The organism is Azonexus sp. MM2026_4 (assembly GCF_055901855.1).
The window spans coordinates 1196635-1208621 of sequence record NZ_CM148380.1 but is presented as its reverse complement, the minus strand read 5'-3'; the positions used below and the strand labels follow the sequence as shown (position 1 = coordinate 1208621).

Annotated in this window: 10 protein-coding genes; 3 read left to right on the top strand and 7 right to left on the bottom strand. The window is 63.1% G+C overall.

Annotated features, from left to right (window positions below; genetic code table 11):
* Nucleotides 1–14 precede the first annotated feature (14 nt).
* From AC0KWY_RS05595 to AC0KWY_RS05570, 6 genes are all read right to left on the bottom strand, one after another.
* Nucleotides 15–521 carry a hypothetical protein gene (locus AC0KWY_RS05595; RefSeq protein WP_474028655.1) on the bottom strand — a complete coding sequence of 169 codons (507 nt, stop codon included), beginning with the start codon at nt 519–521 and terminating at the stop codon, nt 15–17.
* Between the two features lie 233 nt (nt 522–754).
* Nucleotides 755–3178 carry a phage NrS-1 polymerase family protein gene (locus tag AC0KWY_RS05590; RefSeq protein WP_474028654.1) on the bottom strand — a complete coding sequence of 808 codons (2424 nt, stop codon included), beginning with the start codon at nt 3176–3178 and terminating at the stop codon, nt 755–757.
* A gap of 116 nt (nt 3179–3294) precedes the next feature.
* Nucleotides 3295–3483 (bottom strand): helix-turn-helix transcriptional regulator, encoded by a 189-nt coding sequence (locus AC0KWY_RS05585; RefSeq protein WP_474028653.1) that lies wholly within the window; start codon nt 3481–3483, stop codon nt 3295–3297.
* Nucleotides 3484–3578: 95 nt separating this feature from the next.
* Nucleotides 3579–4214 carry a hypothetical protein gene (locus tag AC0KWY_RS05580; RefSeq protein ID WP_474028652.1) on the bottom strand — a complete coding sequence of 212 codons (636 nt, stop codon included), beginning with the start codon at nt 4212–4214 and terminating at the stop codon, nt 3579–3581.
* Between the two features lie 616 nt (nt 4215–4830).
* Complete coding sequence (locus AC0KWY_RS05575; protein ID WP_474028651.1) at nt 4831–6045, bottom strand: tyrosine-type recombinase/integrase; 1215 nt, start codon at nt 6043–6045, stop codon at nt 4831–4833.
* A 492-nt stretch (nt 6046–6537) separates the two neighbouring features.
* Nucleotides 6538–7446, bottom strand: coding sequence for a ParB/RepB/Spo0J family partition protein (locus tag AC0KWY_RS05570; RefSeq protein ID WP_474028650.1), 909 nt, complete (start codon nt 7444–7446; stop codon nt 6538–6540).
* A gap of 169 nt (nt 7447–7615) precedes the next feature.
* On the opposite strand from AC0KWY_RS05570, the gene AC0KWY_RS05565 reads away from it, so the two are divergent.
* Both AC0KWY_RS05565 and AC0KWY_RS05560 read left to right on the top strand, forming a co-directional pair.
* Complete coding sequence (locus AC0KWY_RS05565; RefSeq protein WP_474028649.1) at nt 7616–8092, top strand: VF530 family protein; 477 nt, start codon at nt 7616–7618, stop codon at nt 8090–8092.
* Between the two features lie 50 nt (nt 8093–8142).
* Nucleotides 8143–8736 carry an HD domain-containing protein gene (locus AC0KWY_RS05560; protein ID WP_474028648.1) on the top strand — a complete coding sequence of 198 codons (594 nt, stop codon included), beginning with the start codon at nt 8143–8145 and terminating at the stop codon, nt 8734–8736.
* A 183-nt stretch (nt 8737–8919) separates the two neighbouring features.
* Here the strand turns inward: AC0KWY_RS05560 and AC0KWY_RS05555 are convergent, their stop codons facing one another.
* The gene (locus AC0KWY_RS05555) at nt 8920–9816 is read right to left on the bottom strand and encodes a LysR family transcriptional regulator (RefSeq protein WP_474028647.1); all 897 of its coding nucleotides are present in this window, start codon (nt 9814–9816) and stop codon (nt 8920–8922) included.
* 683 nt (nt 9817–10499) lie between these two features.
* Here AC0KWY_RS05555 and AC0KWY_RS05550 point away from each other — a divergent pair.
* Nucleotides 10500–11933 (top strand): MFS transporter, encoded by a 1434-nt coding sequence (locus tag AC0KWY_RS05550; protein ID WP_474028646.1) that lies wholly within the window; start codon nt 10500–10502, stop codon nt 11931–11933.
* The last annotated feature ends 54 nt before the right edge of the window (nt 11934–11987 follow it).

Sequence of the window (11987 nt, the reverse complement as noted above, 5' to 3'; positions counted from 1 at the left end):
CGACACTGATTGAATCAGACTATCAACTTCAATTTATTGATAGCGTCAGGCACGGTGGTCACATGCGGGATGTCCGGGTGCCGGTCGCGCAGGCGGTCGAGTTCTTGACTGGTCGCCTGATACCAAGCGACGGCGACCGATGCGGCAAGCTGGCGTTTGGCCGGGCCGTCGGTCTCGCGCCAGGCGTTGTACATCGCATCGGCCAGCAGATCGGGCAGCCGTCGGGCGTAGGCCAGCGCCAGGTCGTGCTCGGTCGCCGCCGTCGTTGTTGCGGGTTGATCGCGGCCCGCCCTCCAGGCGCGGACGGCAGCGACGTCGACCAGCGTTGCGCGGCCTCGCCCCCGGCCGCCCTTGCGGGCCACCGGGCAGCCCCGGCGGTCGATCCAGTAGCGGACGGTCGATTCCGGCAGGTCGAGGGCGACGGCAGCATCGGCCAGCTTGAGCACGTCGCCGCCCCCGGCAACCGTGTCGGGCTGGCTGTAATTTCCGGCAACCGGCTGTAAATTATGGGCGGTGGTCATAATTTATGGCCTCCCGCCGGTAAATTTATAAATCGCCTCAACCGTAGCAGGTGTAGCAACTGTAGCCGTAGCAAAGTCGCCAGTACTATGTTCACAGGGGGGTACTGCATACCCTGTGAACATATTTATGTTTAGAAATTGGACTTTCAAAAGAATTCCGCGCGTACACATGGCCCTCCTTTGACGGGTTTTGCTACGGCTACACTTGCTACTGTTGCTACGCTTCGCCCGGCTCATGATTTCACCCCCACCAGTGCGGGGTTAATTTTGATCATATGGCGCTTGCCGTCCCTCACCAGTTGAACGCGGTCGAGTTCGGCAAGCTCCCGGATTGCAGCGTCAATCCTTCCACCGTCACGCACCGGGCCGCGTTGCTGTGCATACCGCTTGTTGACTTCCGGCGTTCGCTGCTCGATCAGCCAGCCATCCAGCCGGGCCGCATCGGCCTGTTCCGGCGGTAGGGCAAGCTCCCCAAAGAATCGGCGGGCTTCATGCAGGTGCCACTCGGCAAGCCGGCTTGCGCCCTTGAAGGTTTCCAGCCCGATAGCTCCCCCGGTTCCGTGCTCGAACACATGGAACAGGCCAGCCAGCCGGGCCGCGTTGTCGGCGGTCTTGCTTGCCACGTCGCGCACGTCGTGAAGCTCGCCGCCAGCGGCAAGGCTTGATTCGATGCCGTTATAGAACTCGATCCACGCACGGCGGGCTTCAGGTGTTAAGGTCAGCACGGTGGGCTTCAGGCCGCCCGCCTCGTCGATTGGGGCCGGCTGGTTCAGCAGGTCGGCAATCCGTCGATTGAAGGCAGACAGCGCGGGCCATGCTGCCGGGGCCGCTGTGTAGCTCCGGCTCCCCTGTGTCGATTCCGGCCATGCAATCAGGAAGCGGGCCATAAAGCCGCTGCCACGCGCCAGAGCGCCCGCCCGGTCGTAGAACTCGCGCAAGGTCTGCTCCTGCACCTGTAGGGCCACCGTTAGCCGCGCACCGCGCACGGTGAAGCTGTCGGACGTTCGGCGGTCAATGGTCAGGCTGTTGCCGTCCCACAGCGTGTTAAGCGTCGCAAGGTTCCGCATAACGCTGTCGCGGTTCATGGAATGACCGCCGAACACGATGCCGGCCTCAGCAGACACCACACTGCCGGACGGCCAATTAGTCGCCAGCCCATAGCCCAAGGCTTCCGGCGTCACGTCAGCGTAGATCAGCCGTGGAACACTCGGGGGTTTCGGCTTGTTCTGCTCCAAAAAGAACAGGTCAAGCTCTGTCGCCACGGCGGGCTTGCCGCCCTTCGCCGCTTGCTTGATGCTCTCCCGGACGCCCGCCCGCTTGGCTTCCCATGCATCAAGGTCTGCCGTGTACTTTTGCTTGGCCGGCTTGGCGAGTTCGGCCTGCTCGGCCTCGAAGTCGCGGATTGCTCGGGTAAAGAAGCCGTCACAGGTCGATTTCCGTTCGCCGCTGTCAGCGATGGTCAGCAGGAACAGGCCGGTGGGGCCGTCCAGCTTGTCGTCGCGTCGTACGTTGACGTGCGCTTGCCCGGCAAGGGACACAGCGCCCAGCGCCGAACCAGCAACAAGCGCCACCGGTGCCCGCACGAATGCCTGCACCTCGGTCACAGCTTCGCAGATTCGGGCCGGCAAGGCGTCCAGCGGGTAGGGCTTCCGGTCGATTTTCGCCGTCAGCGGCAGGGGGGCGGGCCAGTCGGTAGGGGTGGTGGTCTGGGCAGGCCTTCCGCCCTTGCTCCCCAGCACATCCCGCTGAAGCAGGACGGCGTTTCGGATCGTCTGGCGCAGGTATTCCGGGCGGTCGTCCCACTTCTGGCGGTGCAGGGCACCCCGCAGCATCAGGCGTTCCATCCGGGCCATGTCACACCCTGTCCAGAAAGCCATCATCTGAGCCTGCCCAGCGTCGGCGCTGCTGGCGTTGTACTCCCCTGAACCGTTGGCGTCTGCCGGATAAGCCGCTGCCAGAACGGCCACGTTTTTGTTCCACAGGTCAGCGAAAGTCGCCGTCGTATTGGGGAACAGCGCGGCCTTGGTGCTTTGCGACCGCATCGCCAGGCGCAGCAGTTCGTCGTCGTCCTTTGGGCCGTTCCAGTCACGACGCGGGCCGTCCGTCCACTCGGCATCGTTATCCGTGCCAGAGCCAGCACGCGGCGGGAAGTAGGTCGGCACCAGCCACTGCCACACGTCCGCCGGCGGCGTATGTCCGGCGCTGCCAAGGGCGTTCATGCCTAGGCAGATGAAGCGGTCCTTGTGGTAAAGCTCAATTCCCAGCGATGCGTTGCGGCATCCATGCTCAGGCAGCGGGCCAGAACCCCAAATGTGCAAACCCTTACCGCTGGCCGATACTTCGACCGCACAGCCGGCCAGCCGTTGCACCAGCGTCAGGGCGAGCGGCGACCACTGGCCGTCGTCTTGCAGGCATCCGTCAATGTCGAGACACCAAAACGGGCCGTTGTTGGTCAGGACGAATCCGACCGCGCCCCCGCGTGCAGCGGCCTCGGCATAGGTTCCCCATGTTGCCGGGTCGGCCACAGAGGCAGGCGCCCCGGTTCTCGGGTTGATTGGGCGCTTGATCGTTTTGCCGGGGCGGGCCGGGTCAGGCGTCAGGCTGACAGAAACCCACTGGTGATAGGCCATCATCGGCGCGAAGGGCGCGGCGGTCACATTGTGGTTGCCTGCCTCGGCAGCGGTGGTACAATTTTCGGCGGGTACTGCGTCTCGAAGTAACACCTCCGCGCCCCCGCCCTGCCCGGCTGGGGCGCTCTCGTTTCGGTGGTCGCTCATCGCGCTGCCCCCATCTGCGCATCGCGCCATGCGGTCAGTTCGGCGGCATCAAAAACGATGCAGCGCGTCGATAGGCGGCGGGGTTTCGGGAAGTCGTGGCGCTCTTTAGCCCAGCGCCAGAGAGTGCAGCGGGCTACACCAAGATGTTGTGCGGCCTGTTTCGGGCGAAGTGATTGTGTTTGCATGATGCCTCCAAGGTTTTGCGACAACACCGCGTTGTCGCGTTGGAAGGCATTTGAGCGGGCAACTAAGACACAACCGGGTTGTGTCCTACCTGCCGTTATTTGGGGTTCACAATCCGGCTGACTGTTCTCGTCGTAAGGGGATGGAATTCCCGTGCGGTCTGTTTGACCGCGTCATAGTGGCCCGCTTTGACTAGTCGGGCGTGGAAGGCCCGTATCCGGGTATTTCTGATCGGGTCGTGGTCGTCAGCGTTGCCGGGTTTGTCTTTTCGGCGGTTGCTTTTCTCCACGCTTACTTCGCCCAATACGTCGAACAGCAGGGCCAGTCGCCCGAATCGGTAGGCCAATCCCGGATCGGCAGACTTCCCGTATGCCTCAAGGTGCAGGGCCATCTCCAGCAGTCGGGCGGCCGGTTCCAGTTGCAAAGGGTCGGTCGGCTCCAGGTACTGCTTACGCAGTTTTCCCTCGGTGGGGGTTTTCACGCGGTTGATCGGCAGGAGGTTCAGAACGTAATCGCGCACCATTGAACCGCCCGGCGCTTGTGCCAGCAGGTCATCCACGGGGACGCGGTGGGCTTTCAGAACGGCAATTGCCCGGTCTTTGTATCGGGTCAGCGTGCCGGCGGTAAGGTAGTCGTCAGCGTTGATTCGTTCGAGCCAGACGGTCATTCCGTCCGCGTCGATTTCCTCAACCTGTCGCCGGGCATGGCTTCGACCTACTTGATGCGTGGTCATCTTCGTGCGCTCCTTCGTTGCGCTCCTTCAATTTGGAGCCGCCCCCAGCGGGTGAAGGTTTCCCGCGTTCGTCTGGCCGGACTAGGGGGCGGCGTGCTCGGTTCAGGCAGGCAATACGGGCGGTTCGGCCTTGGAAGTGATCCGGTGAGAGATATGAAGGGTGCGAGGTTTCGTATCTGGGGTGACGTTGTATTCGAAATGGAACACCTTAGCCACCGAGCAGGAATCAGCCGGATACGCCATTTGCGTGCTTCGCGGTGCCGGGTCGGGTTCTATGATTTGGGAGTAATGAGTGTCCCGTGGGTCGGGGTCGCTAAGCACCGTTACTTCTCGGGGTTGAAATTCAGGCCCCGGATTTATAGTGTGAACGATGTAGGTGACCTGACTCTCAGAGGTGAGGTGGACGATGTGCTTCACGTGAATAACCTGAGGCGCTGGATCGGGTTTTATGACGTGCTTGATTCCCTTCCCCCGTGTCTCTGGGTCTGGATTAACGACAATCGTGGTCTGTTTCGGTGGCTGCATGGCGATGTCTCCAAAGGTCTGCGACAAACCCATGTTGTCGCATGAAGTCGCATGTTCTACGCAACCATGCCGTGTGTATATAGCCATAAACTCAGGTCGCCAGCCCGTCGCAGTAGTCCGCCCAGTCCTGCATCATCGCCCGGCGTTTCTCGAACAGATCGCCCCGACGATATGCGGCTTCCACCTTGTCGCCGATGGTGTGGGCCAGTGCCATTTCGGCCACGTCTCGCGGGTAGGGCGTCATCTCTGAGCACCAATCACGAAACGTTGACCGGAAACCGTGCTGTGTGATTGCGTCGCCTCGATCATCTGCCCACACCGTCGCCTTCTCATTCTGGCGACGGATGAAGGCCGTTAAGGTCATGTCGGATAGGGGCTTGCCGGGCCTCATGCCCGGGAACACGTAGGCGGCCGGCTCCGCGTCTGCCGGCTTCATCCGGGCCAGCAGCGCCAGTGCCTGCCGTGATAGCGGGATGCGGTGTTCGATACGAGCCTTCATGCGCTCGCCGGGAATCGCCCACGTGCTGGCCTCGAAGTCGATTTCCTGCCAGCGCGCCTCCCGGACTTCCCCCGACCGCGATGCGCACAATACGGCGAGTTCCAGCGCCCGGCTGCCCGTGGCATCACTCAGGCGTAGCGCCTTCATGAACTCGGCAATCTGCGTGTAAGGCAGGGCCGGGTGGTGCCGGACGCGGATAGCCTTCTTCGGCAGCATCGGCAGGCGGCGACGCAGGCGGGGTGCCCAGCTATCCGCGTCGTCGTCCTTGCGCCATCCCTTATCGTGGGCGAAGGCCAGCACGGCGACGATGCGGGTCAACACGCGGGTGGCTGTCTCGGACTTCTCCAGCCAGACCGGACGCAGGGCGGCTTCGGCGTGGTCGATGGTCACATCGCCTACCGGCAGGGTGGCGAACTTGGCGCAGTAGGTCGTCAGGGTGCTGCGCCACTGCTCAACGTGCTTGGGGTTGCTCCAGCCGTCGGCACGCCCGTCGACGTAAGCCGTCGCGGCATCGGCGAATGTGGTTACGCGGGCCGGCGCTTCGGCCTCCTTGACAGACAGCGGGTCGATGCCCTGTTTGACCAGTTTCCGGGCCTCGGTGGCCTTCTCGCGGGCCTGCGCAAGTGTGACCACAGAGCACGCCCCCAAGCCCATCATGCGGCGCTTTCCGCCCCCAATCTGATAGCGGTATTGCCAAGACGCACTGCCGGCCGGGGTGATCTTCAGGTATAGCCCATCGGCATCGGCGGTGGCACCGGGGGCGGCCTTGCGAATGAGGGATTCAACCTGCTTAACGGTCAGTGACATGATGGTTACTCCGGTTCTTGTGTCACCATCAGTGTAACCATTCGGCAGCGAGATTGATAGATACAACGTGAGACTAACAGACCTCGATTTTTGGCCTGAATGGCGCTAATTCACTGATTCATGGCCATAAATTACCGGGTTTCTGTTGTCTCATGAAGTTCGATATTGTCACAGTTATACGGACGCCCTCTCCGCCATTTTGTTCTATCATGTTGATTCCATTGCGGCGCAAGCCTTTCGGAGACAACGTGGTACAAAACAGTGGAACAAAATGGCCTAGGGACGGGGTTCAGAAGAGCTCCGTGCCTGTACTCCCTTCCCCCCACCTAGAAGACGCGTCAGGGTTGTCGGTTCGGTGACGTCGTGCCGGAGCAACTGTGTCCGCTTCCTGGCAAGCGGAACCCGCCCGGCGTCGGGCGGGGCGCGCGAAGAATTCGAAGAATACAATCAGCTTCTTCTGTGCCGGGGTGAAGGATGCGGGCGTCTCCCGCTTTACGGATGCCTCAGGGACAGGAACTCATCGATCAGCCGTGCCAGAAGCGTTTCTTCATCGTCCTCGCTCAAGCCGAGGAGTTCCGCCACCAGCTTCACCTTGCCGGGATTGACCTTGGTGCGAGGGGCGGGCGATGGCGGGACTTCTTCCGGAAGAGCTTCCCAGGGAGGAGTCTCCTGCGGGGGTGAGGGGAGCACTGGGTCGGGGTGGCTGGCTTCCGCCGCCGGCGAAGCGAGGGATGCCGTCGCCGCGGTCGGTTCGGGCTTTGCGGAGGCTTCGGAAAGGACTTCATCCAGGTCCTTCTTCGACATCTTCTCGCCGTCCGGCAATTGCTCGATCTGCTCGATCAGCGATTCCGCCCTGGCTTCGTTCTTCCTGGCCAGCTTTTCGAGTTGCACCGCTGCACCGGTGCTGGCTATCTTCCCCGCGTCGAGCAGGGCGGTGACTTTTTCCGACAGCTTGGCGGCTGCCGTTGCTTGCGCCAGCCAGGTCGGAGCGCGTCCAAAGTACTGGGCGGCCTCTTCCGGCGACGCGAATCGCTGCGCAATCGCCTCGATGGCCGTGGCCATGTCACGCGGTTCGAGTGCCGAGCGAACGCCTAAGCCGATGTTTTCGAAAACCCGCACCTCCAGCGCTTCCTCGTCGGTACACGTGCGAACGATGACCGGTATCTGGGTTTCGCCCGCTTGAATCGCCGCTTGGCGCCGCCGCTCGCCGGCTATGACCAGAAAGCGGTTGTTGGGGCCTGGGCGGACGATGATGGGATGGATGATGCCCAGCTTCTGGACCGCATTCGTCAGGCCTCTGAGTGTCTCCTCGTTGATGTTTTGGCGGACATGTTTGGGGTCGGGATCGACCATTGACACATCGACCATCTGGAATTGAAACGTGCTGTTCTTGAAGGCCATGGCGGGGAGGAAATTCGAGTATAACGAGGGGGCGGCATGTTCGTCGTTTTCGTCCCTTTTTTCAACCACTACCGGCTTGAGCCGTTCTCCGCGTCAGACAGGCGACTTTACACGGCAGCGCTGACGGCAGAAACTTCTCGTAAAACGCCTTCCTCTGCAATCCTGATCCATGAATACCGATATCGATTACAAAAACAACCCGCTGCATGGCGTCAGCCTGAAGCAACTGCTGACAGAAATTGTCGATCATTACGGCTTCGAGATTCTGTACGCCTATTTGAATATCAACTGCTTCAATAGCAATCCAAGCATTGATTCCAGCGTGAAATTTCTCAAGAAGACAGATTGGGCGCGGGAGAAAGTCGAAGCGTTCTATCTCTATCAATTCAAGAATCTGCCGCGAGCGTCTGCCGAGCAGTTCGAGTTGCCACCGCGGGATCGCATCGTTCCGCAGGATCAAAAGCCGGGCCAGCCCGCCGAATTGAGCTTGGAGGATGCCGAGAGATTGCGGGAAAAACGCGCCAGGAAAGCCGCTGAGCACGACCGGGATGCAGGCCACCGTAACGCCCCGAAACAGCGGGCGTCGAATCATCCGGGCGCGCCGGGGCGCGACAATGCCGACCCATGGGCGAAGTGGAGAAAGTAGGCCGGGTTTGCCGGCTGACTCTTCCGTATCGATAGAGAGCTTGCTGTAACGTGACAACCTCCAATCTGCAACGGCAACTGGGCTTCCTCAAGGAAATCGACCGGCTCAAGAGCATCGTTCGCCTGTCGCCGCTGATCGACCGCTCGCGCCGTGAAAACAGCGCCGAGCATTCGTGGCATCTCGCCCTGTATGCGCTGGTGCTCGCCGAACACGCCGCCGGGTCCGTCAACGTGCTGCGCGTCGTCAAGATGCTGCTGATCCACGACATCGTCGAGATCGATGCCGGCGATGTGCCTTTCCACGTACCGGCGACGCATGCCGGGCAGGCCGAGCGCGAACGCCTTGCCGCCGAACGCATCTTCGGCCTGCTGCCGGCGGCACAGGCCGCCGAGTTCCACGCACTGTGGCGGGAGTTCGAGGCGGCAGAAAGCGACGACGCCAGATTCGCCAAGGCCCTGGACCGTTTCCAGCCGATGCTGCACAACGCGGCGACCGATGGCGGTACCTGGGTGGAGTGCGAGGTGACGCTCGAACAGATCACGGCGCGCTGCCGGCCGCCGATCGAAGGCGGGGCGCCCGCGCTGTGGGAAGTCGCCGCCGGAATGGCCGAAGAACACTATCGCACTCGTCCGTCCCTGGATTGATTCAGCCGCAGCGGCACGGCTGCGGGCAGAATGCATCGCCGTGCTGCAGATCCCGGGATAGAGAACGGCGATGGCGAGCGTTCTCTCGTACTACCGATGCAGGCCACAAACAGAACGTCGCAGCGCTTCGTGAGCCGCCGTCCGACGTGCCGGCGAACGGGTTTCGCCTATGTTCTGCCAGGGTTACCGAGGGCGATCGCAGACATCCAAGATCATTTCCCGAAGCCAGCGATGTACCGGGTCCCCGTGAAGCCTCGGGTGCCAGAACAGTGATACGGTAATTTCGGGAGCGGGGAAGGGCAGGACAAACGAGTACATGCCGTCGCGCAGGTTTCCTGTGTGGCGTTCGGGGACGCTGGCGATCAAATCCGAGGTCCGCGCCAGCGCTACGGCAGTCGAGAATCCGCCCACCGTAGTGACGACATTGCGTCGCAGGCCTAGGAGGGTCAGTGCTTCGTCGACCGGGCCGTGCGGCACGCCGCGTCGCGAAAGGCCGATATGGCGGCCTGCGGCGAATGATGAAGGGCTGATCTCCGCGCCGCAGAGCGGGTGTTCGGCGCGTACTACACCGATGAAACGGTCGCGGAACAGCGCCTGCACGCGAATCTCGGGGGCGATGCCGCTGCCGAGGACACCGGTTTCCAGGTTGACCGTGCCCTCGCGCAGCGCGCTGCTGTCGCGGTTGTACTTCGGCAGGAAGCTCAAGCGGATGCCCGGCGCCGCCTCGGCGACGCGGGTTAGCAGCGACGGCCCGAAATTTTCGACGAAGCCGTCGCCGGTGCGCAGGGTGAAACTGCGTTCCAGTGTCGCCAGTTCGGGTTTCTTCGCCGGACGTAGCGCGGCTTCCGCATCATGCACCAATTCGCTCACCTTCTCCCGCAGCTCCAGCGCGCGCGGCGTGGGCACGAGCCCGCGTCCCGCACGGACCAGCAGCGGATCGCCGGTCGTTTCCCGGAGGCGCGCCAGGGCGCGGCTCATTGCCGAGGGGCTGAGCCGCAGGCGCTCGGCCGCGCGTGCCACGTTGCCTTCGGCCAGCAGCACGTCCAGCGTGAGGAGCAGGTTGAAATCGGGCCTTGACATGTGCGCACCATAGCATGGCTTCCAAACATATGGCGTTTCATGCATTGATTAACTGCAAACGGTGCGTCTTCCGCAATGTTGGCCGACTTTCTACCATCCAGATATCGAGTTCGAGGAGTCGAAAATGGAGTCGAAAGTCGTGCCCGGTTGGGCAAATCAAGAGGATGTCGGCGGGGGCTCCGCGCCCGGCGATCTGGCCACAGGCGAAAGGTGCAATGTCGTCTGGCGCGCCGAGAAGGGCCGGGTCGTTTGCGCCGTGAATTTTGCCGAGCTGGGCTTGCCGAAGGGGGCGAGCTTGGCGGCCGTGCGCGGCGTCGCCGGGGGAGTGTGTTTCGAGGCCGTGGCCCTGCGCAGCTACCGAGCCGAGTCCGCTGTGGTTTCGATCTGCTTGCGCTGCTTTACCCGCAGATTCCGCTGTCGGAACGGCAACCGACCCTGCAGAAAGCGGTGCAGGCCGTCGTGCCGGGCGGCATCTTCCAGAGTATCGCTGACGCTTCGTCGGACCTCACCGATGACTTTTGTGGCCCGCGAAATTCCGCGGGCTTACATGCGGCGGAGCGGCTGGTGTCTGTTGTCGAGCATGAACTGCCCATCGAGAGGGCGCACACCGTTGAGCGCATCGTCGCTCCTGCCGGCGGCCTCCGGGGGGCCATGGATCGGCTTGTGCGCGGCCGGAGCTTGTCATGAGCAAGCTTGATCGTTCGGTTGGCGCAAACGGACCGGAAAACATCGCCGCCCGCTGGGCGATCGCCAGCCTGTCGCTCGCCATGTTGCTGTCCTCGCTGGGTACCAGCATCGCGAACGTGGCTCTGCCGACGCTGGCGCGCTCCTTCGATGCATCTTTCCAGGCGGTCCAGTGGGTAGTGCTGGCTTACCTGCTCGCTGTCACCAGCACGATCATCGCTGTCGGCCGCCTGGGTGATGTCATCGGCCGGCGCCGGCTGCTGCTCGTCGGTCTCGCGTTGTTCACCGCGGCTTCCGTGCTGTGCGGCGCGGCGCCCGGCTTGAAGTGGCTGATTGCAGCGCGCACGCTCCAGGGCATGGGGGCGGCCATCATGATGGCGCTCTCCATGGCGTTGGTGGGCGACGCCATTCCCAAGGAACGCACCGGCCGCGCCATGGGCCTGCTGGGCACCATGTCCGCGGTGGGCACGGCGCTGGGGCCGACGCTGGGCGGTGTGCTCATCGCCGTCGGCGGCTGGCAGGCGATCTTCCTGATCAAGCTCCCGCTCGGCGTGGCTGCGCTCCTCCTGACGCTGCGTGTTCTGCCGGCCGATGCCAGGTCGGCCGGGGCCGAGCGCCCGCCGTTCGACAAGGTTGGCGTGGTCGTCCTGGCCATCACGCTCGCGGCCTATGCGCTGGCGATGACACTCGGCAAGGGGCGTTTCGGCGTCGCCAATGGTGCGCTTCTGCTCGCCGCCATCGTCGGCGGCATGTTGTTCCTGTGGGTCGAAACTCGGACCCAGGCGCCGCTCGTCAGGCCGGGTCTGTTCCGCCAGGGCACGCTTGCTTCCGGCTTTGCGATGAGTGCCCTGGTTACCGCGGTGGTCATGGCCACGCTGGTCGTGGGGCCGTTCTACCTCGCCAGCAGCTTCGCTCTGGATGCCGCGCGAGTGGGACTGGTGATGTCGACCGGCCCGCTGATGGCAGCCCTCTCGGGTATGCCAGCCGGGCGGCTGGTGGACTACTTGGGCGCACAACGGATGACCATTGCCGGTCTGGGGGCGATGGCGCTGGGCGCTTTCACGCTGCCGGTGCTGTCGGCCAGCGTGGGCCTGCCGGGGTATGTCGGTGCGCTGGCCATTGTCACGTCCGGCTATGCGCTGTTCCAGGCGGCGAACAACACGGCGGTTATGACCAGCGTCGGCGCTGATCAGCGCGGGGTCGTTTCCGGCCTGCTGAACCTGTCGCGCAACCTCGGGCTGATCACCGGCGCGTCCTTCATGGGCGCGGTGTTTGCCCTGGGGGCGGGGGCTTCCGACTTCACTTCGCTCGCTCCGCCGGCGGCCACCTCCGGCCTTGCGGCTGCCTTCACGGTCGCCGGTGGATTCGTGCTGGCCGCGCTGTTGATTGCCTTGCGCTCCACCGTCGCAACACGGTCACGGTGCGCGGAGTGATTCACCCCGCGATCTATTACGGCTTGCAACGGTGTTCACTACTCATCTTGCTGC